This window comes from Massilimicrobiota sp. An134 (genome assembly GCF_002160815.1).
Taxonomy (GTDB): domain Bacteria; phylum Bacillota_I; class Bacilli_A; order Erysipelotrichales; family Coprobacillaceae; genus Allocoprobacillus; species Allocoprobacillus merdigallinarum.
Genome location: NZ_NFLH01000007.1, coordinates 1 through 21,042, shown reverse-complemented (window position 1 = coordinate 21,042; position 21,042 = coordinate 1). Strand labels below are relative to the sequence as shown.

General features: G+C 31.9%; 27 protein-coding genes and 2 other annotated features. Of the genes, 21 read left to right on the top strand and 6 right to left on the bottom strand.

Annotation, left to right across the window (positions count from 1 at the left end; all coding sequences use genetic code 11):
* The first annotated feature begins 36 nt into the window (after positions 1 to 36).
* Positions 37 to 157 (top strand) — a sequence feature (ribosomal protein L20 leader region).
* 16 nt (positions 158 to 173) lie between these two features.
* The 8 genes from infC (at position 174) to B5E79_RS04550 (ending at position 5,852) form a co-directional block, all read left to right on the top strand.
* Positions 174 to 713 carry a translation initiation factor IF-3 gene (gene infC / locus B5E79_RS04585; protein ID WP_087243199.1) on the top strand — a complete coding sequence of 180 codons (540 nt, stop codon included), beginning with the start codon at positions 174 to 176 and terminating at the stop codon, positions 711 to 713.
* 15 nt (positions 714 to 728) lie between these two features.
* A complete protein-coding gene (gene rpmI / locus B5E79_RS04580; RefSeq protein WP_087243200.1) occupies positions 729 to 923 on the top strand; it encodes a 50S ribosomal protein L35 in 195 nt (64 codons plus the stop codon).
* An 18-nt stretch (positions 924 to 941) separates the two neighbouring features.
* Entirely contained in the window at positions 942 to 1,301 is a 360-nt protein-coding gene (gene rplT, locus B5E79_RS04575) for a 50S ribosomal protein L20 (protein WP_087243201.1), read from the top strand.
* 109 nt (positions 1,302 to 1,410) lie between these two features.
* Complete coding sequence (locus B5E79_RS04570) at positions 1,411 to 2,469, top strand: M42 family metallopeptidase (RefSeq protein ID WP_087297138.1); 1,059 nt, start codon at positions 1,411 to 1,413, stop codon at positions 2,467 to 2,469.
* Positions 2,469 to 3,311 carry a patatin-like phospholipase family protein gene (locus B5E79_RS04565; RefSeq protein ID WP_087297137.1) on the top strand — a complete coding sequence of 281 codons (843 nt, stop codon included), beginning with the start codon at positions 2,469 to 2,471 and terminating at the stop codon, positions 3,309 to 3,311. The genes B5E79_RS04570 and B5E79_RS04565 overlap by 1 nt, the downstream gene beginning before the upstream one ends.
* A 105-nt stretch (positions 3,312 to 3,416) precedes the next feature.
* Positions 3,417 to 4,532: a S1C family serine protease gene (locus B5E79_RS04560; protein WP_087297136.1), complete on the top strand. Its 1,116-nt coding sequence runs from the start codon at positions 3,417 to 3,419 to the stop codon at positions 4,530 to 4,532.
* A 61-nt stretch (positions 4,533 to 4,593) separates the two neighbouring features.
* Entirely contained in the window at positions 4,594 to 5,436 is an 843-nt protein-coding gene (locus B5E79_RS04555) for a hypothetical protein (RefSeq protein ID WP_143746765.1), read from the top strand.
* Between the two features lie 2 nt (positions 5,437 to 5,438).
* Complete coding sequence (locus tag B5E79_RS04550) at positions 5,439 to 5,852, top strand: hypothetical protein (protein ID WP_087297134.1); 414 nt, start codon at positions 5,439 to 5,441, stop codon at positions 5,850 to 5,852.
* Here B5E79_RS04550 and sspI read toward each other — a convergent pair.
* Positions 5,847 to 6,038, bottom strand: a complete 192-nt coding sequence (gene sspI / locus B5E79_RS04545; RefSeq protein WP_087243207.1) for a small acid-soluble spore protein SspI — start codon at positions 6,036 to 6,038, stop codon at positions 5,847 to 5,849. The two genes, B5E79_RS04550 and sspI, sit on opposite strands and share 6 nt — an antisense overlap.
* A gap of 59 nt (positions 6,039 to 6,097) precedes the next feature.
* Here sspI and B5E79_RS04540 point away from each other — a divergent pair, with 59 nt between their 5' ends.
* The 3 genes from B5E79_RS04540 (at position 6,098) to leuS (ending at position 10,168) form a co-directional block, all read left to right on the top strand.
* Entirely contained in the window at positions 6,098 to 6,763 is a 666-nt protein-coding gene (locus B5E79_RS04540) for a M48 family metallopeptidase (RefSeq protein ID WP_087297133.1), read from the top strand.
* Entirely contained in the window at positions 6,760 to 7,485 is a 726-nt protein-coding gene (locus B5E79_RS04535) for a TrmH family RNA methyltransferase (protein WP_087297132.1), read from the top strand. Before B5E79_RS04540 ends, B5E79_RS04535 begins: the two co-directional genes overlap by 4 nt.
* A 45-nt stretch (positions 7,486 to 7,530) precedes the next feature.
* Positions 7,531 to 7,736, top strand: a binding site (T-box leader).
* Positions 7,737 to 7,771: 35 nt separating this feature from the next.
* Positions 7,772 to 10,168, top strand: a complete 2,397-nt coding sequence (gene leuS, locus B5E79_RS04530) for a leucine--tRNA ligase (protein WP_087297131.1) — start codon at positions 7,772 to 7,774, stop codon at positions 10,166 to 10,168.
* 132 nt (positions 10,169 to 10,300) lie between these two features.
* Here the strand turns inward: leuS and B5E79_RS04525 are convergent, their stop codons facing one another.
* The 3 genes from B5E79_RS04525 to B5E79_RS04515 all read right to left on the bottom strand — a co-directional run bounded on the left by B5E79_RS04525 (position 10,301) and on the right by B5E79_RS04515 (position 12,100).
* Positions 10,301 to 11,191: a DUF3737 family protein gene (locus tag B5E79_RS04525; protein ID WP_087297130.1), complete on the bottom strand. Its 891-nt coding sequence runs from the start codon at positions 11,189 to 11,191 to the stop codon at positions 10,301 to 10,303.
* Positions 11,192 to 11,215: 24 nt separating this feature from the next.
* Complete coding sequence (locus B5E79_RS04520; protein WP_087243214.1) at positions 11,216 to 11,452, bottom strand: hypothetical protein; 237 nt, start codon at positions 11,450 to 11,452, stop codon at positions 11,216 to 11,218.
* An 87-nt stretch (positions 11,453 to 11,539) separates the two neighbouring features.
* Positions 11,540 to 12,100: a 3'-5' exonuclease gene (locus B5E79_RS04515; RefSeq protein WP_241147451.1), complete on the bottom strand. Its 561-nt coding sequence runs from the start codon at positions 12,098 to 12,100 to the stop codon at positions 11,540 to 11,542.
* A 125-nt stretch (positions 12,101 to 12,225) separates the two neighbouring features.
* Between B5E79_RS04515 and B5E79_RS04510 the strand changes: the two genes are divergently transcribed.
* Positions 12,226 to 12,579: a CidA/LrgA family protein gene (locus B5E79_RS04510; protein WP_087297129.1), complete on the top strand. Its 354-nt coding sequence runs from the start codon at positions 12,226 to 12,228 to the stop codon at positions 12,577 to 12,579.
* Positions 12,572 to 13,267, top strand: a complete 696-nt coding sequence (locus tag B5E79_RS04505; RefSeq protein ID WP_087297128.1) for an LrgB family protein — start codon at positions 12,572 to 12,574, stop codon at positions 13,265 to 13,267. The genes B5E79_RS04510 and B5E79_RS04505 overlap by 8 nt, the downstream gene beginning before the upstream one ends.
* Positions 13,268 to 13,292: 25 nt before the next feature.
* On the opposite strand, the gene B5E79_RS04500 is transcribed toward B5E79_RS04505, so the two are convergent.
* On the bottom strand, positions 13,293 to 14,246 hold the full coding sequence (locus B5E79_RS04500; RefSeq protein ID WP_087297127.1) for an L-lactate dehydrogenase: 954 nt from the start codon (positions 14,244 to 14,246) through the stop codon (positions 13,293 to 13,295).
* A gap of 143 nt (positions 14,247 to 14,389) precedes the next feature.
* On the opposite strand from B5E79_RS04500, the gene B5E79_RS04495 reads away from it, so the two are divergent.
* The 8 genes from B5E79_RS04495 (at position 14,390) to B5E79_RS04460 (ending at position 20,596) form a co-directional block, all read left to right on the top strand.
* Positions 14,390 to 15,319, top strand: a complete 930-nt coding sequence (locus B5E79_RS04495; RefSeq protein ID WP_087297126.1) for an AEC family transporter — start codon at positions 14,390 to 14,392, stop codon at positions 15,317 to 15,319.
* A 60-nt stretch (positions 15,320 to 15,379) separates the two neighbouring features.
* Complete coding sequence (locus tag B5E79_RS04490; protein WP_087297125.1) at positions 15,380 to 15,901, top strand: hypothetical protein; 522 nt, start codon at positions 15,380 to 15,382, stop codon at positions 15,899 to 15,901.
* Positions 15,902 to 15,956: 55 nt separating this feature from the next.
* A complete protein-coding gene (locus B5E79_RS04485) occupies positions 15,957 to 16,457 on the top strand; it encodes an O-acetyl-ADP-ribose deacetylase (protein ID WP_087297124.1) in 501 nt (166 codons plus the stop codon).
* A 73-nt stretch (positions 16,458 to 16,530) separates the two neighbouring features.
* The gene (locus B5E79_RS04480; protein ID WP_087243221.1) at positions 16,531 to 16,911 is read left to right on the top strand and encodes a desulfoferrodoxin family protein; all 381 of its coding nucleotides are present in this window, start codon (positions 16,531 to 16,533) and stop codon (positions 16,909 to 16,911) included.
* A gap of 190 nt (positions 16,912 to 17,101) precedes the next feature.
* Positions 17,102 to 17,626, top strand: coding sequence for a GNAT family N-acetyltransferase (locus B5E79_RS04475; RefSeq protein WP_087243222.1), 525 nt, complete (start codon positions 17,102 to 17,104; stop codon positions 17,624 to 17,626).
* Positions 17,623 to 18,201 (top strand): xanthine phosphoribosyltransferase, encoded by a 579-nt coding sequence (locus B5E79_RS04470; RefSeq protein ID WP_087243223.1) that lies wholly within the window; start codon positions 17,623 to 17,625, stop codon positions 18,199 to 18,201. Before B5E79_RS04475 ends, B5E79_RS04470 begins: the two co-directional genes overlap by 4 nt.
* Before the next feature lie 98 nt (positions 18,202 to 18,299).
* Positions 18,300 to 19,631, top strand: coding sequence for an aspartate kinase (locus B5E79_RS04465; protein ID WP_087243224.1), 1,332 nt, complete (start codon positions 18,300 to 18,302; stop codon positions 19,629 to 19,631).
* The gene (locus B5E79_RS04460; RefSeq protein WP_087243225.1) at positions 19,628 to 20,596 is read left to right on the top strand and encodes a D-2-hydroxyacid dehydrogenase; all 969 of its coding nucleotides are present in this window, start codon (positions 19,628 to 19,630) and stop codon (positions 20,594 to 20,596) included. Before B5E79_RS04465 ends, B5E79_RS04460 begins: the two co-directional genes overlap by 4 nt.
* A gap of 94 nt (positions 20,597 to 20,690) precedes the next feature.
* On the opposite strand, the gene B5E79_RS13450 is transcribed toward B5E79_RS04460, so the two are convergent.
* On the bottom strand, positions 20,691 to 21,042 hold a 352-nt coding region (locus B5E79_RS13450; RefSeq protein ID WP_158095466.1), incomplete at its 5' end, for a hypothetical protein.

Sequence of the window (21,042 nt, the reverse complement as noted above, 5' to 3'; positions counted from 1 at the left end):
CAAAAATCTATTATGATATGACAGTAAATGAAAAGTAGTGGAAAGAAGAAGTGCCTACTTCTCGCCTGAGTGTTTATGATGCTAGGCTTATGTCACTAAGATGAATATCTTAATGTCAATGTGTGGGTGCTTTATGTGCTCACTTTTTGTTTAAACTACACAATTTATAGGAGGTGGCTATTATTAGCAAGTATAACAATCAATCAAATGACGATTTAGTGAATGAAAAGATTCGTTTCAAAGAAGTTCTAGTGATTGATCAAAATGGGGACCAGTTAGGTGTCATGTCACGTAATCAGGCTATTAACACAGCATATGATGAAGATTTAGACTTAGTGTGTGTTGCACCAAAAGCCAAAACACCAGTATGTCGTATTATGGATTATGGAAAATATCGTTTTGAACAACAAAAGAAACAAAAAGAAATGAAGAAGAATTCTAAAACTGTTTCTTTAAAAGAAACGCAATTATCACCAACGATTGATGTTCATGACAAAAATGTCAAATTAAAAAGAACATTGAAATGGCTAGAAGCTGGTGATAAAGTTAAAATTGCGGTTCGCTTTAGAGGTAGACAGCTCGCTCATATTGATATTGGTCAAAAAATACTAGATGATTTCGTCGCTGAATGTGCAGATTATTGTGTGATTGAAAAACCTGCCAAATTAGAGGGGCGAACATTAACTGCTATATTAGCACCAAAGAAAAAATAACAGGAGGATATTATTATGCCAAAAATGAAATCTCATAGTGGACTTAAAAAACGTTTAAAAAGAACTGGTTCAGGAAAATATAAACGTGGACATGCGTATGTTTCACATTTATCTCATAACAAGACTCATAAACAAAAGAAACATTTAGCAAAAGCAACTTTAGTACACCCTTCAGATATGAAACGTATTAAATCTAGATTACAAGGGTAATGAATAGGAGGATAAAAAATGGCAAGAGTTAAAGGTGGATATACAACTAGACGTAGAAGAAAGAAAGTCTTAAAATTAGCCAAAGGATATTTTGGTTCTAAACATGCGTTATATAAAACAGCTCATGAACAAGTCATGAACTCTTTAGAATATGCATATAGAGATAGAAGAAATTTAAAACGTGAAATGAGAAAATTATGGATTGCACGTATTAATGCAGCTGCAAGAATGAATGATATTTCTTATTCAAAATTAATGCATGGTTTAAAATTAGCTAATGTAGAAATTAACAGAAAAATGTTATCTGAAATCGCAATTGCAGATCCTCAAGGATTTACTGCTATTGTAGATACAGCAAAAAAAGCTTTAGCAAAATAAAGAGGGATTTTCCCTCTTTTTGTTTTTTTGGAGAAAAAATGGGAATAATTTTTAGGACTCTTGTGATGATATAAAAATAAGGTATAATAGAAAACAGGAGGTTGAAAAAATGGCTGATTTAGAAATGTTGAAACAGTTCAGTTTAGCCAATGGTATTTCTGGCTATGAAAAACATATAACAAGATTAATGAAAACATATTTAGAAGAATATGCAGATGACATACAATATGATGGGTTAGGAAGTTTAATAGCGATTCAAAATGGAGAGAGCCCATTTAAGGTTTTATTAACAGCTCATGTTGATGAAATAGGATTTTTAGTTAAGAATATAGATGAACATGGATTTATACAGGTTCAGCCTGTAGGAGGATGGAATCCACGTCATTTACCATCATCTTTAATGAATATTGAAACACGTGATGGTCAAAACATAAAAGGTGTCATGGCTCTTAAACAACAGACACCTAAAGAAAAGGTGCTTACTGTAGATGACTTATATTTGGATGTAGGGGCTTTTTCTAAACAGGATGTTTTAGATATGGGAATTGGTAAAGGTGATCCTGTAACGCCTGTATCTGATTTTATTATGATGCAAAATGAAAAATGTGTGCTTTCCAAAGCATGGGATGATCGCATTGGAGTCGCAGTCATGGTAGAAGTTATGAAACGTTTGCATCATGAAAAGATTTATCCCACTCTTTATGTAGCAGGAACAGTACAGGAGGAAGTGGGATTACGTGGTGCTAAAACAGTGGCACAAATGGTTCAACCGGATTTGGCTTTAGCCATTGATGTGACTTTTTCGTATGATCTTCCTGGCGGGGAACAGGGCGATGTCAGATTGGGAAATGGTGTCGCATTATGTGTGATGGATGGCAGTGTGATTGGTCATACTGGTTTATTAAAACAATTAGAAAATATTTGTCGAAATCACCATATTGCTTATCAGCTTGATATGGATTTGGCAGGTGGAACAGATTCAGGAGAGTTAAGTAAAGTGGGACAGGGTGTCATGAATTTAACTATTTCTATCCCGACACGTTATATGCACTCTCATTATACGATGATTCATCTTGATGATTTTGAAGCGACTGTTGATATGCTGGTTGCTTTCTTAAAGGAATTTGACGAAGACATGTATATGTCTATGGTAGAGGATAAACGCTAATGGGTGCTCTTGTATTAGAAGGAGGAACTTTTCGTCCTATTTTTTCTAGTGGTGTGATGGATGCATTGAATGATCATGGTGTTGATTTTCCTTATGTTATTGGAGTATCAGCAGGTATTACAGATGGTTTTTCTTATGTATCTAAGCAGCCAAAACGTAATTATGATATTTTAATGAATCATCGTCATGATAAAAGATATGTGGGACTTCGTAACTATTTGCATGATCGTAGTTTATTTGGATTAAAGTATGCTTATGAAACGATTCCTAACGAAATCTATCCTTTTGATTGGGATACATTTTTAAATAATCCAGCTCAAGTGAAAGTTGGTGTGACCAATGTGGAAACAGGTCAATGTGAATATTTGGATGGAAAACAATTAGATGAAAAATGTACAATGTTGAAAGCAACTTGTGCCATTCCTTTTGCTTTTCCAGTTATTTCTTTAAATGGTAAGAAATATTATGATGGAGGAATCTGTGATCCTATTCCAGTTAAAAAAGCTATGGAGGATGGACATCAGAAACTATTGATTGTCCTAACGCGACCTAAAGGATATCAAAAAACACTATCAAAGGCTAATGTTGTTGCGAGTCGTTTATTAAAGAAAAAATATCCTCAATTAGTACAACCCTTATTAACAAGACATCTTTTATATAATGAAACATTGGCTTATTGTGAACAGTTAGAACAACAGGGACAGGCGATTATTTTAAGACCAAGTGAAGAACTTCAAATTGATTCTTTTGAAAAAGATTTACAGAAGATTGATCGTATTTATCAATATGGCTATCAATTAGCTTTAGAACATATGGAAGAAATCAAGAAACTCCTTGAATAGACATTATTTTGACATTTTCACACATTTTTAAAATAATGTTAAGGTATTTATATATTATATTAAAAATATAAAAAGAAATCATCTGATGATGGAAAGGAAAGATATATGATGAAACATATGAATAAAAATAAGCTATTTAAAATCTTTGTTATGTTATTATTGATTGTATCACTAGGATGTAATGGATTTTTGATGTATAAAGTCTTAGGGAATCAGGGAAGTGGTCATTCTGCTTCTTCATCTAATGCGACTGTTCAAACAGTTAATTATGATGTGCAATCTGATTTAACAGATGTTATTGAAAGTGCCAAGGAATCCGCTGTTGGTATTGCGGTTTATCAAAATAACCAACTTGCTGGTAGTGGTAGTGGTGTCATCTACAAAGTAGATGGAAAAACAGTTTATGTCATTACAAATCACCATGTTATTGAAAATGCTCAATCTATTGAAGTCATCTATTCTAATGGTGAATCAGTGAGAGCTGAATGTTTAGGTAGTGATGAGTATGGTGATATTGCTGTTTTGAAAATGACAGTTAATTTTGATGTATCAGCCTATAAGGTTGGAGATTCTGATTTATTAGAAGCTGGAGAACCTGTTCTTGCTGTGGGAAGTCCATTAGGTATTGAATATGCGGGAACAGTCACTCAGGGGATTGTATCTGCTCCATCAAGAACAGTATCTGTTGATTTGAATGATGATGGTAGAGAAGACTGGGATATGAATGTTATTCAGACTGATGCAGCGATTAATCCAGGAAATAGTGGTGGAGCATTAGTCAATGCTGCTGGAGAATTGGTTGGTATTACATCTATGAAATTAGCTTCAGAAGAAGTTGAGGGTATGGGCTTTGCTATTCCAATTAATGATGCTGTTAAATTAGTTGAAGAAATTATTGAAACAGGTAAAGTGAATCGTCCAACTATTGGGATTTCAGCTGTATCGTTAGATAGTTATTCTTCATATGAACTTTATATGTATCGTATTCAAACGAATTTAAATAAAGGAATCTATGTTGCTGATGTACAAAGTCAATCACCAGCAAGTCAAGCAGGTATTCAAGTAGGAGATGTCATTACACAAATTGAAGGTAAAGATATTGAATCATATAAGGATTTCTTGACAGAACTTTATTCTAAAAATCCTGGTGATACGATAAAATTAACAATTAATCGTAATGGTTCGACATCTTCAGTCAATGTCACTTTAGGTTCTTCATAAGGAAAGCGAAAAGGTCTTTCCTTTTTTTTATAAAGAATATATAATGGGTGTTGGTGATGATATGAATAATGAAGTCAAAAAACAACTTACTTTATCATTAATTTTACTCGCTCTTTTAATCGCAACACTGTTTTTCTGGTATCCTAATTTTATGTTTCATACATATGTAGAAAGATTAGATTATCAGTATTGTTTGCGTGGTGAAAATGATGAATTTGTTGTTGATGGATATCAATTTTATCAGGATGGTCAAACACAGGGATATGGTCATGCACGCATTACGCCTTTAAAATCGCAAGTTTTTAAAAAGAATGATGAAGTGACATTGACTTTGATTTTATCCCAAGAACATCAGTTATCTCAGAAAATTAAGATTCAAAATGATGATCAGGTCGTGACATTAGATGAACAAGAAAGTGAAGATGCCTTCTTAGAAGAAGATATTCAAAATGCAAAACTGCAAATATCAGTCAATCGTCAAAACAAAACGACTTATGATCAGACAATAGAATTAAAAAATCAAGATATGTTGACATATACTTCAGCAAATAAAGATTATACATTAACCAATGTATATGTGACTGAAAATTGGTTAAAAACAGGAGTCTTTTCAAGTAAAGATCAGGATCTTGCTAAAGAATATCCTTATATGATTATTAATTATATGTATTCTCATGAACAGAATCATGAAGTGAATATTAATGATTATGAAAGATTTGTTTATTTAAAAGGAAAAACAGAAGATTTTTTAAATGATCAGATGGAAGAAGTTGGATATTATGATGGTCAAGGATCGTTATTTGATATGCAGTTATGTTGTGTAATAACATTAATGAAAAGTGAAGATGATTTGCATCCTTATACTTTTACATTACCTTTAAGTCCTATTCAAAAAGGAGAATAACTATGACACCAGGAAAAAAAGATAAAATGACATTATATATGTTGAGAAATGCTTTATCTACTTTGGTTATTGCTTTTATATCTTTTATGATATCATTGATATCATATTATGAATGTTCATTTCTTGAAGCTATTCAACGATTATTTTTAGTTAATATTTATACAACATTATATTTTTTATTGTTATGGTTATTGGATTATATGATTTTTGAAATATCAAAAATCATATTTGATACTTATGAAAATATTCTGACATATAAATTTATTCTTGTTTTATGCTTGATTGCGATTATTTTGTTCTTTGTTCCAATGTTGGATTTATTTCAATGGAATTTTATTTTCTTATGTCTGTTTATTGCATTAAGACAAGTGAAACAATTATATATTCATAAAAAAAGACCATCAAATGGTCTATAAAAGAGCACTCAGGCTTTGTAAAAAATGTTGTTTAGAAGTCTGATCCAAAGAATTATAGTATTCTTCAAAAAGAACACCTAAACCAACAAGAATTGTTTCTTCTTGAGAAGCAATACCTTCATCAATTGTTTCTTGGAGTTGTGCTGGAGAAAATCCTTTGAGATTCATTAAAAGTGCTTCACGCATTTTATCAGTCCTTTCTTATATAATATGGGATAAATATTTTGATTTATACAGGGAGTTTTATGAAAGAGTATCAAATCTTATTAAATGGTGAAACTATAACATATCAGTTAACATATAAGTATATGAAAAATATTCGTATGCGTGTTAAAGATGGAATGTTATTTGTCAGTGCACCTTATGGAACACCATTAGAATATATTGAAAAAACAATACAGACTTATCAAAAACGCTTACTGAAACAAATCAATGCTTATCAGCCTTATGCTCAATATTGTGATCATGGATATGTCTTGATTTTTAATCAGCGATATCGTATTGTTTTACGTGATATAGGAATAAAAAAATGTCAATTTCATCATCGGGATATTTATGTTTATCATCGTGATATACAAACATGTATTGAAAAAATGTGTCGTCAAATATTACATGATTACATTGAAGAGAAAATCATTGCTTATTTAGCTTATGATTTTGATTTAGATATGCCTTTGATTGAGATTAAAAAATATAAGAGTCGATGGGGAAGCTGTTATTATCGTGATCATCGTGTTTCTTTTCATTTAGGACTTATTCATTTGGAAAAAGAACTTATTGATTATGTCATTCTTCATGAACTCGTACACTTTTTACAACCTAATCACTCTGCTTTGTTTTATCAGGAAATAGCTCAAAGAATGCCTTGTTATAAGGAAATTCAAAAACGTTTAAAGGAGAAGCATACATGATTACATCTATACAAAATGAAACAATAAAAAAAATCATGAAATTGAAACAAAAGAAATACCGTGATTTACAAGATCAATTTTTAATTGAAGGGTATCATTTGGTTGAAGAAGCTAAAAAAGCCAATTGTATTGAAACAATTATTACAACGCTGCATGAAACATTTGAAGAACCAACGATTTATGTATCTTCCAATGTCATGGAAAAGCTCGCTTTTACAAAGACACCACAACCTATTATGGCCATCTGTCATAAACCACATCATCGTCTTTTCAATATAAATCATCAGCGTTATCTGTTATTAGATAATATTCAAGATCCTGGTAATTTAGGAACGATTATCAGAACAGCATTAGCACTGGGCTATGATCAAATTATCATGTCCTATAATAGTGTGGATTTATATAATGATAAAGTCATTCGTGCAACACAGGGAGCACTTTTTCAAATGTCCATCTGTCAAATGGATTTGATAGAAGCTATCACGTCACTCCAACAAAATGATGTCAGAGTTTATGGAACATCATTACATCAGGCACAACCTATTCATCACTATCAGCCACAAGACAAAATGGCTTTTGTGTTAGGTAATGAAGGACAAGGTGTTTCTCAAGCTGTTTTAGATGCATGTGATGCTCATTTATATATTCCTATTCAAGCGATTGAATCTTTAAATGTTGCGATTGCTGGAGCTATTGTTATGTATCATTTTCCTAAAATTTAAGAAAAGATTTGCAAAATAATAAACATATGATATAATATCTTGTGTTTAGAATCGATGAAAAGGAGTAGTAGTTGTTGATACTTTTTAGAGAGTCTATGGGTGGTGGAAATAGACAGGTTAGACAATGAACTCGCCTTGGAGATACAAAGATGAAAAGAGTAGTCTTTGTCGTTAACTGCGTTAAAGTTTTGAGAGCATATATGGATGTCATATATGAACTAAGGTGGTATCGCGATCAAGTCGTCCTTAGAAGGACGGCTTTTTATATTATAAGGAGGGATAAATGATGCCATTTGATCATCAAGCCATTGAAAAGAAATGGCAAAAATATTGGGATGAACATCAGACTTTCTATACTGATGTTTGGGATTTTTCAAAACCTAAATACTATGCTTTAGATATGTTTCCATATCCATCAGGACAAGGATTACATGTTGGACATCCTGAAGGATATACAGCAACAGATATTATGTCACGTATGAAAAGAATGCAGGGATATAATGTTTTACATCCAATGGGATTTGATGCTTTTGGATTACCAGCTGAACAATATGCGATTAAAACAGGAAATCACCCTGAAGGATTTACACGTCATAATATTGAAACTTTTACACATCAGTTAAAGATGTTAGGTTTTTCATTTGATTGGGATAAATGTATTTCTACTTGCGATCCTGATTATTATCATTGGACACAATGGATTTTTAAACAGCTTTATGAAGATGGTTTAGCTAAAAATGTGGATATTCCAGTGAACTGGTGTGAAGAATTAGGAACTGTTTTAGCTAATGATGAAATCATTGATGGAAAAAGTGAACGTGGGGGATACCCAGTTATTAGAAAGAATATGAAACAGTGGGTTATTGATATCCCTGCTTATGCTGAAAAATTATTGGCTGGTTTAGAGGATGTTGATTGGCCTGAATCTACCAAAGAAATTCAAAGAAACTGGATTGGAAAATCTATTGGTGCTCATGTGCATTTTCAAGTTGATGGACATGATGAACAGTTTACTGTGTTTACAACACGTTGTGATACGCTTTTTGGCGCAACTTATTGTGTGTTAGCTCCTGAACATGAATTGGTAGCTAAGATTACAACACCACAACAAAAAGAAGCGATTGAAGCCTATGTGAAAGTCTGTGCTACAAAATCTGAATTAGAACGTACTGAATTAAATAAAGATAAAACAGGTGTCTTTACTGGTGCTTATGCAATTAATCCAGTGAATCAAAAGAAAATACCTATCTGGATTTCAGATTATGTTTTAGCAGGATATGGAACTGGTGCTATTATGGCGGTTCCTGCTCATGATGATCGTGACTGGGAATTTGCGAATAAATTTGGTCTTGAAATTATTCCAGTGCTTGAAGGTGGAGATGTCACAAAAGAAGCATGGACACAGGATGGAAATCATATTAATTCTGATTTCTTAAATGGTATGAATAAAGAAGATGCCATTGAAACAATGATTCAATGGTTAACTGATCATCATTGTGGTGAAAAGAAAGTGAATTATCGTTTAAGAGAATGGATCTTTGCACGTCAAAGATACTGGGGAGAACCAATTCCAGTGATTAATTTTGATGATGGCACTTCCGTTGCATTATCAGATGATGAACTACCATTGATTTTACCACCATTAGAAGATTACTCACCTTCTAAGAGTGGGGCATCACCATTGGATAAAGCTACAGACTGGGTGAATGTCACTGTGAATGGAAAAGCTGGAAAACGTGAAACAAGTACAATGCCAGGAAGTGCGGGAAGTAGCTGGTATTATATGCGATATATTGATCCACATAATGATCATGCGATTGCTGATAGAAAGTTGTTGGATCACTGGTTACCAGTTGATTTGTATGTTGGTGGACCAGAACATGCTGTTGGACACTTATTATATTCTCGTATGTGGAATCGTTATTTATATGATAAAGGATATTTGTCACATCCTGAACCATTCCAGAAATTATATCATCAAGGTATGATTTTAGGAACAAACGGTGAAAAAATGAGTAAATCTAAAGGTAATGTCATTAACCCTGATGATATTGTTCAAACTTATGGGGCTGATACATTAAGAGTATATGAAATGTTTATGGGACCTTTGGAAGCAAGTAAACCATGGAGTGAAACAGGTGTTGACGGTGCAAGAAAATGGTTGGATCGTGTGTATCGTTTGATTGTAGAATCTGATAAATTAAGTGATGAAAATGATCATTCATTAGACTTTGTTTATCATTCTACTGTCAAAAAAGTCACTCATGATTATGAAACATTAGGATTTAATACTGCTATTTCACAAATGATGATTTTTGTTAATGAAGCTTATAAAGCTAAAACTGTTTATCGTCCATATGCTGAAAACTTAGTCAAAATGTTAAGCTGTATCGCTCCACATGTCTGTGAAGAAATGTGGCAGTTACTTGGACATGATGAAACATTAGCTTATGAACCATGGCCAACATATGATGAAGCGATGTTGGAACAGTCAACAATTGAAATGGCTGTACAGGTTAATGGAAAACTTCGTGCTAAAATCACTGTGAATAAAGATGAAGATGATGAAGTCGTGAAACAGGAAGCTTTAGCTCAAGATAATGTAAAAACACATACTGATGGAAAGAATATTGTGAAAATTATTGTCGTGAAAAATAAGATTGTCAATATTGTTGTGAAATAAAAATATTGATTTATAAACATGGAATGAAGAGAGAAGTGAATTTCTAAAAGTTAAGGTATCTTAATTGCAGAGATTCACTTTTTTAATGTTCAATTATTGATAATAAAAAAACGCTAACTTTTCAGTTAACGTTTAACAACAGCATTGACAAATAGACTGATTGTTTATAGGGGCTTGTCTGATGATCACTTGACCATTTGTTTCCATAACAGCATCTTCATTGATGATTTCACCAACACTGTCAACTGTAATTGTTCCTGATTTGACATTTTTAATAGAATCAACATGTCCTTTGATTGTTGCCTGCACATCAGAATATTCAAATGCTAAATCGCAATCAATCATTTCACAATCAATGAGTTTCAAGTTTTCACAATAACATAATGGTTGTGTTCCAATGATCTGACAGTTAATGAATGTGACATTTTTTGAAAACCACCCTAAATATTCACCTTTGACAACAGAATCTTTAACAATGATGTTACTGCTATGCCAGAAGGCATCTTTTGTATCTAAATAAGAATTTGTAATTTCTAAGTCATGCATATACTGGAAAGAATATTTTCCTGTAAATTTCAAATGATCAATTTTAACATGATGACTATGAAGTAACATATATTCAGAATGAATTTCACTATCTTTAATAGAAATATCCTGGCAGAACCAGCCAAACTCTGGTGATTGAATCTGACAATTTGAAACAATTGTATCACTACATTCTCTTAAAATTTTTATACCTTGAATATCACAAGAATCAATCAAACCATGATGAGAATACCAGATAGGAGCTCTTGTTAATTCATCTAAAGAGCTGTGAATTAATTCATAACCCTGTACATGCCATAAGGGATAACGAAGCGAAAAAGTACAATGATCAACTCTGACTTGTCTTGTTTCTTTCAAGACAGATTCTCCATCTTGAGGACCAGCAAAAGTACAGTTTCTCACTTCAGTATTTTGTATGTTGTATAAAGCTCTTTCTTCATCAAAAGTTTGATTTTCAATAATCTTTTTGATTTGCATGATATTGACCTCCTTTAAGAAAGCTTATGCTTTATTTTGAATATTTTTTAAAGTGTAAATCAGATAATCAAGATGATCAATTTTCTTTTGTTTTTGATGCACTTCATCTAGAATTTCATATCTTTTCTTTTTTAAAAAAAGGAAAAGAAATTCAAAACGATGATTTTCAAAGTCATCAACAAATTCTTGAACTTGTTTGGATGAACATCCCATATCTTCTAAACTTTTTTGAATATCTTCTTTAGTAAGCATTTGAATCATATGAAAGCCTCCTTGACTATATTCTATATATAGACATTATAAAAATCAAATACTTATAATGGATAGTCAGCTATGCTTTTGAGGTATTTATATGGATATATGTTGTCTAATTATTTCTTTTTTAAGGTGTTCATAAAGTTCATATGTAGATATGCAATCTGCTAAAGAACGGTGTTCATTTGTGGAAAGCCCTAAAAATTCTACCATGTCTGTTAAACGATGATGGGGCATTTGAGGATAAACCTTTCTACAAAATTGAACCGTATCCATATATTCATTAGATAAATTGATCTGAAAATGATTCGCAATAAAATTAAGATCGAAAGCTGTATTATGTTCAATAATTGGATCGTATCCAAGAAACTGCAAAATGTCATCTTGAACAGAAGAGAGAACAGGCATATCCTCTACCATTTGATTATCAATGCCAGTGAGTTGAGTGATAAAAGAACTAATATTCTGTTGGGGATTGATTAACTGACTATAACGTTCAACGATTTCCTTGTTTCTGACCTTTAATATTCCAATTTCAATAATTTTATCTTTTTGCCAAGATAAACCTGTTGTTTCGATATCTAAAACACAATAATCATCAATGATTTTTTTAACATAATAACCTCTTTTATAATATTGTTTTTGATAAGCCATTGTGATCACCTCAACTCTATATTTAAATCTATTCAATATAAAAATGCAAATGAATTTATAAAAAAAGTATAATCATCAGTCAAATCATGTTATAATGTTGCACGGTATCACAACAGGAGGTCATTATGAAATATATACATCAGTTTCTTATTATTATGTTGATTTCATTTGTAGGAGAATTATTGAGTTTTTTACCATTACCCATTCCAGCAAGTGTTTATGGATTGTTGATCATGTTAGTTGGTCTTTATACAAAAATGATTCCATTATCAGCAATAGAAGATGTTGCAGATTGGCTGATTTTGATTATGCCTGTTTTATTTGTTCCATCTGCTGTTGGTTTAATGAATATCAAAGAAGAATTATTTGAAAACATAGCTGTCATTATGATTGCTCTTGTTATAAGTACAGTCATTGTAATGGTAGTGACAGGGAAAGTTGCACAATATATGATAGAAAGGAAAAATATCAATGAATAATTTATTGATTGAAACATCTTATTTTGGCATTGTATTAAGTTTATTAACATATTGGTTGGCTGTTCAAATAAGAAAGCGATGGTCTTATTCTCTTTTGAATCCATTATTAATCAGTGCTTTTTTGACTATCTTTGTTTTATATGTTTTAGATATTGATTTTCAGATATATAATCAAGGAGCACAAATGATTACATATTTATTGACTCCATCAACTGTTTGTTTAGCGATTCCTTTATATAAACAAACACAAGTCCTGGTTAAACATTTTGGAGCTATTATAGTAAGCTTATTATGTGGTTGTCTGTCTGGTTTGATGAGTGTTATGGTTCTTTGTATTTTGTTGAAGACAAGTGAAACAGTTTTATATTCTTTGATGCCAAAATCTATTACGACAGCGATTGCTATTGGAGTATCAGAATTACTTGGTGGTCATTCGACAATGACAGTAGGTGTTGTCATTTTAACAGGAATTTTTGGATCAATGATTGCTAAAACGATTTTTAAAGTTTTCCATATCAATCATCCTGTTGCACGTGGATTGGCATTAGGAAATAGTGCTCATGCTATTGGAACAGCGAAAGCGATTGAGTGGGGTGAAATTGAGGCAGCAATGAGTAGTTTATCCATTGTGATTTCAGGTATATTCACTGTGTTTTTAGCGCCTATTATGATTCGTTTATGGATATAAAAAAGTTCTATGTTTAAGCATAGAACTATTGATTTAAAAGATCATAAAATGATTTTAAGCGTTGACAAGATTGATTGAACTCTTCTTGTTCTTGTGGTGTCATGCGTAATTCAACAATTTCTCTAACACCACTACGATCAATGATGGCTGGCACACTGATAAATAAATCATCCTGACCATATTCGCCACGAAGCAATGTTGAAACAGGTAAAATCTGGTTTTCATTATGTAAGATTGTGCGAATAATACCGACTGTACTTGAGGCTATACCATAACAAGTATTCCCTTTACGATTGAAAATTTCCCAACCAGCCTGAATTGTATCTTTTTTCATCTGTTGATAGGGTTCTTGTCCTAAACGACTCTGGTTATCTTGAACAACACTATAAATATCCTTACCACCAATACGAACAGTTGACCATGGAATCATTTCACTATCTCCATGTTCACCAATGACCATCGCATGAACACTGCGAGGATCAACTTGGATTTTTTGGGCGATGAAATATTTTAAACGGGCTGTATCTAATGTTGTTCCTGTTCCAATAACCTGATTAGCTGGTAAACCAGAAAGTTTATAAGCATAATAACTCATTAAATCTACAGGGTTTGAAACAACAATCAAATGTCCATCAAAATGATGTTCTTTAATTTGAGTAATAATACTTTTCATGACATTTAAAGATGGTTCTAACATCTTTAAACGGTCATTACCACTTTGAGGGGTTGGAACACTTGCTGTGATGATAACAATTTGAGCATCTTCACAGTCTTCATATCGTCCCACTTTGACATGTGTATTACGATTCATATATTCAATGCTTTGAGATAAATCTAAGACTTCTCCTAAAACTTTCTCTTCATTCAAATCAATCAAAGCAATTTCGTCACATAGACCTTGATTAATCAAACAAAATGCAGTACTGACACCAACGTGTCCACATCCAATAATGACAATTTTTCTTTTTTCTAATTTCATTTCTTTTCTCCTCGTTATAAGTCTAAAATGATTATATCATAATTCATAAAATTGTAATGAAATATGATAAAAAGTTTTCAAAACCTGAAAATAAAATGTGTGTTTGATAAAAATAAGTATACTATATGTGGGAGAGGAAATTTATGGAATTAAGTCTTTTATTAGCTCAAAATATTTTTGGATTATTTCTTATTATTTTTGTAGGATATTTAACTGTAAAGTGTCGTGTACTGACATCTGATGATAGCAAAGTGATTTCTAAAATTGTTTTATATATTGTTTGTCCTTGTACAATTTTAAATTCTTTTCAGATTGATTTTACAAATGAGAAGCTGATGGGATTGATTTTATCTTTTATTGGGGCCATTGTCGTTCATTTGATTTTCATTCCATTAACAAAATTATTGGGACAGATCTTTCATTTTATGCCTGTAGAAAAAGCAACGCTTATTTATTCTAATGCTGGTAATCTGATTATACCTTTGGTAGCTTCTATTTTAGGGGAAGAATGGGTTTTATATACAAGTGGATATATGGTTGTTCAAACTATTTTAATATGGACACATGGGAAAAATCTGGTTTGTAATGAAAAGCAGTATGATTTCAAAAAGATTATCTTGAATGTGAATGTTATAGCGATTATGTTAGGAATGATTATGTTTATAGCACGCTGGCATTTTCCAGCACTGATTCATGATACAGTAAGTAGTGTTGGTTCTATGGTAGGGCCATTAAGTATGCTGGTGATTGGAATGTTATTAGGCGATATTGATATTTTATCTGTTTTTAAAGAAAAAAGGGTTTACGGTATTTGTTTTTTGAGATTGATTGTTTATCCTTTGGCTGTGATTTTGGCGTTTCGTTTGCTGGGATTACAAAATTTTCATCAGGATGCTTATCAGATATTGTTGATCAGTCTTTTGGCTGCAAGTGCTCCTGCTGCTGCAACAATTACCCAATTTGCCCAGTTATATGATAAACATCCAGGTTATACGAGTATCATGAATGTTATGTCTGTTATTTTTTGTATTATCACAATGCCGATCATTGTTTTTATTTATCAAATTTTATAAAAGTTAATATCTAAGACATAATTATAAAGGATAATGGTGTATTGTTGGAGGAAGGGTTATATGAAAAGAATTCAAATTAGTCATAATATTGTTGGTGAAGATTTATTAAAAGAAGTGAAAAGATACATGATTGCTCCATGGCAAAAATATTTATTGTCATTAACAGGTGTGATTTCATTAATTTTAGGTATTATAAATGTCGTCAATCAAAATATGTTACAAGGTGTTGTTTTATTGGTTTTAGGTGCTGTGTGTATTGGGGAAATTTTCTTTTTGATTCATAGTCATTACAAAGAAATGTTAAAATTAATGAAAGAAGAAATTGATGAACAGAAGATTACATATACAATGAGTTTTGGAGGAGAATATGTCGTTGTACATAATTGTCAGACATCTATTGATAATAAGATTCCTTACTCTCATTTAAAAACTTTATCACAGACAGAACATGCATATGTTTTATTAGCAAAGAAAAATGAAATCATTATTATTCGAAAAGATTGTTTAAAAGTGAGTGTTCATGAATTTATAGATTTCCTGAAACAAAAAGATACAAAAATAAAAAAATGGATCAAAGCATAAAAGTCGTTTCTATCAAATGACTTTTTTTGTTATAATAAAAAAGAAGGTGAAAGAAATGAAAATTCAAATTATTCAAGGTGATATTACTCAAATATCATGTGATGCCATAGTCAATGCTGCCAATAATAGTTTATTAGGTGGTGGAGGGGTGGATGGTGCTATTCATCGCAAAGCTGGACCTGAATTATTGGCTGAGTGTCGTTTGTTGCATGGATGTGCGACTGGTGATGCAAAAGTCACAAAGGCTTATCATTTACCAGCACGTTATGTAATTCATACAGTTGGTCCGGTTTATCGTGATGGACAACATGATGAAGCCAAACAATTACAGTCTTGTTATATACGCTGTCTGGAAAAAGCTGAAGAATATCAATGTCAACATATTGCTTTTCCTTCAATTAGTACAGGGGCTTATCGTTATCCTGTATCACAGGCAGCTACAATTGCGATAGAAACGCTTAAAAATTATCCATGTCAATATGTCAAAAGAATAGATATTGTTTGTTTTGATAATTATACATATCGTACATATTGTCAGTTATTAAAAAAAGAATAATAAAAGTGCATATGATTAGCTATAATATATAAGACATGGTACAATGATCTTGTCATGAAAGGAGAAAGAGATTATGAAATTATATGTATGTCCAATTTGTGGAAATGTAGTAGAAAAAATTGTTGATAAAGGAGTACCAGTTGTTTGTTGTGGAAAACCAATGGTAGAATTAACAGCGAATACAACAGATGGTGCATTAGAAAAACACGTTCCTGTATTATCTATAGATGGAGACAAACTTCATGTAAAAGTTGGTGAAGTTTCACATCCAATGACTGATGAACATTTAATTACAACAATTATTGCTGTATTCAACAGTCAAGTTTTACGTGTAGATTTAACATCTGCTGATCAACCTGAAGCGGTATTTGCAATTGGTGATTATAAAGGAACAATTGAAGTATACGAATACTGTAACTTACATGGGTTATGGAAAGCAACAATTGAAGCATAAATCATAAACAAGGAAACTTATCATAAGATCAATGTCATTAAGTTAAGATGACAATATTTAACCAGGAATTGTATGGAAATATATTTTTCCTGGTTTTTAATATTGGTCAAGATATTTTTATTACAACTTGAACAAGCAGACTTGGTATCCTGATTGGATTATGCTAGAATGGATATAAGGTGGTGAAACAATGGAGAAAATATCTATATCACAGTTTGATGATGTTTATCGTTTATTTCAGCAATCTTTTGTATTGGAAGAGTTAAGACCCTATGAACAGATGAAAAAGTTATTTCAACAAAATCTATTTAGCATTTATGCAAAATATGATCATAATGAGTTACAAGGAGCAATGATTGTATGGGAATTGGAAAATTGTGTTTATTTAGAAAACTTTGCAATTGAAACAAAGATGCGTGGTCAAGGATTAGGAACATACTTTATACAACAATTTTGTTATTTATATAAAGATAAATTCTTATTTTTAGAAGTAGAAGTTCCTCATGATGAAATATCTCGAAAACGTATCCAGTTTTATGAAAGAATGGGATTTGTTTTAAATCCTTATCAGTATATACAACCTACATTTAGAGAAAATGATTATTCAGTTCAATTGACATTCATGACATATCCAAAGGTTATGGATGATCAACAATATCAAATGATAAAAAAAGAAATATTTAAAGTTGTTTATCAACAAAAGGGAGAATTATGAAAGCGTTAGAAGAAAAAATTATTAGAGAAGGTATTGTAAAAAAAGGAAATATTTTAAAAGTCGATAGTTTTTTAAATCATCAGATTGATGTTGCATTTTTAGATGAAATGGGAAAAGAGTTTCAAACACTTTTTCAAAAACATCCCATTAATAAAATTTTAACGATTGAAGCCAGTGGTATTGGTGTAGCTGTTATGACTGCAAGACATTTTCAAAATGTACCTGTTGTCTTTGCAAAAAAATCAAAATCATCAAATATCTCTGATGAATTATATCATACAACAGTAGAATCATTTACACATCAAAATACAAATGATGTTGTGATTTCAAAACAATATTTAAATGAAAATGATCATGTCTTAATCATTGATGACTTTCTAGCTAATGGGTGTGCAGTTTTAGGATTAATTGATTTGATTCATCAAGCTGGGGCAACTGTAGAAGGTATTGGTATTGTCATTGAAAAAGGTTATCAAAGTGGTGGAAAGACAATTAGAAAATTAGGTTATCATTTAGAATCATTAGCAATCATTGATCAGATGGATGATGAAAAAGGAGAAATTGTCTTTAGATAAGAGGAAATATCTTGAAAAAACCAAGATATTTTTTCTTTTCCAGGTTGAATAAAGAGGAAGAATCATGTATCCTAATAGTATTAATGGAGGCGATAATCATGAGTAAAATTGTGAAATTTGGTGGTTCATCGTTAGCTGATGCAACACAATTTCAAAAAGTCTATGATATTATAAAAAGTGATAAAGACAGACGATTTGTTGTGCCAAGTGCACCTGGAAAAAGGTTCAAAGATGATACCAAGGTGACAGATCTTTTATATAAAATCTTTTATGCTAAGACAAAAAATGAGTTTCATTTGTATTTTGATCAGCTTAAAGAACGTTTTTTAGATATTATTGAAGGATTGCATATTGATATATCTCTTGAAGAAGATTTTCTAGCTATTCAAAAAGCTTTAGAAGATGGAACGAGTGAAGATTATATTGTGAGTCGTGGAGAATATTTAAATGGAAAGATTTTGGCTGCTTATTTAGGGTTTGAATTTATTGATGCCAAAGATGTTATCTTTATTGATGAAGATGGACGTTATGATGCGAAAAAAACAGATCCTATTTTATCTCAAAAACTAGAATCAGTTTCTTATGCAGTGATACCTGGATTTTATGGATCGCTTAATGATGATAGTGGTCAGATTAAAGCTTTTTCTAGAGGGGGTTCAGATGTAACAGGATCTATAGTGGCTAAAAATGGGAAAGTTGATTTATATGAAAACTGGACTGATGTGTCAGGTTTTTTGATTGCTGATCCACGTATTGTGAAAAATCCTGATGTTATTGAAACAATTACTTATAAAGAATTAAGAGAATTGTCTTATATGGGAGCTTCAGTCTTACATGAAAATTCTGTTTTCCCTGTCCGTAAGGAAGGAATTCCTATTCATATAAAAAATACCAATAGACCTCAAGATCCAGGAACTTTGATTGTAGAAAGTACCTGCCATAAGCCAGCACATGTGATTACGGGTATTGCGGGAAAACAAGGCTTTGCGACAGTCATGATTGAAAAAGATATGATGAATTCTGAAATTGGATTTGGGCGTAAAGTTTTACAAGTTTTTGAAGATTATCATATCTCATTTGAACATATGCCTTCGGGTATTGATACAATGACAGTGATTGTCAATACTGAAGAATTTATTGATAAAGAACAAGATATTTTAGCGGGATTACATCGCAGTGTGCACCCTGATTCTATTATTTTAGAGTCGGATTTATCATTGATTGCGGTAGTAGGTAGAGGAATGAAAGCCAGTCGAGGAACAGCGGCTCGTGTTTTTAAGGCTTTGGCTAAAGAAAATATCAATATCAAAATGATTGATCAGGGATCTAGTGAATTAAATATTATTATTGGCGTACGTAACTGTTATTTTAAGCCAGCTATTAAAGCTATTTATAAAGAATTCATTGATAATGAAAGGGATGGATTATGAATATTTTAATGTTGGCTCCTTTACAAAAAGATAATTTTGAAAAGATAGAACAACATTTTTCTCAAGATCATTTTATTTATGCAACTAGGCATACTGTGACACAAAAGATGATTGACCAGTGTGATGTGATTGTTGGCAATCCACCGTTGCAATATGATTTGAATCGTGAGCATTTACAGGCGATTTTATTAAATAGTGCGGGAAGTGATGAATATGTCAAACCAGGTATTTTGTCTTCTCATACTCTTTTAGCTAATGCTTCTGGAACTTATGGCGTAGCTATTGCTGAACATACTATTGGTATGATCTTAGCTTTGAATAAAAATTTTAAAACATATATTCAGCATATGCAAAATGGAATCTGGCAGGCAGATACTATTGGAAAAGAGCTTTATCGTCAGACTGTTGTGATTGTTGGTTTAGGAGATTTAGGATATACAATCGCAAAAAGCTTAAAAGCTTTTGACTGTTATAACATTGGTGTAAGACGTCGACTATCTCACTGTCCATCATGTCTTGATGAAATTTATACAACGGACCAATTGGAAGATGTTCTTCCACGTGGAGATTTTGTTATTTTGGCGTTGCCTCAATCTTCGCAGACTTATCATTTATTTGATCAGCAAAAACTGATGTTAATGAAGAGGGATGCTGTATTGATTAATGTTGGAAGAGGAAGTGCTATTGCTACTGATGATCTTGTCAATGTATTGAATCAGGGGCATCTTTATGGGGTTGGGTTAGATGTTGTTGAAGAAGAACCATTGCCAGCTGATCATCCGCTTTGGCAAATGGATAATGTTTTGATAACGCCACATGCTTCAGGTGGTTATGTATGGGAAAGTGCCAGAACTTATTTTACTGATTTAGTTATAAGAAATTTAGAGCATCTTAAAGCACATGAAGAGTTAGAAAATTTAGTTGATTTTCAAACAGGTTATCGTTATCATACACTCAATCTTTAAAATTATAATTACTGATTTTGGTAATCTAAAATAACACGGGGTTGTGAGGTTTTGGATTATAAGAAATTGTGGGAAGGCTGTTCTTCCCACAATTTTAAAACTGTATAGGAGAATCATGATCTGATGATGGGTCATGGTTCTTTTTTTCTGCTTTTTCTATCAGTTTATCTAACTTCAGATTGATTTCCTGAGTCAAGTCATCCAGTTCATCTGCATATTCGTATATCATATTGAGTCTGTATAGTATGTCTTCCAGCAGACGTTGTCTGCTGATAATGCTTACATCATGATTGTCCACAATCAGTGTATAAATTTTTTTCTTGTCATCATTCTGTAAAATCCCCCTTGTTTTTGATTGGATACAGGTGATATGTTGAGTCTTTATTGAGACTGTACATGATTCTTGTCTTGAAACGATGCCAGTTGAGGTATCCGTTTGAACTGTG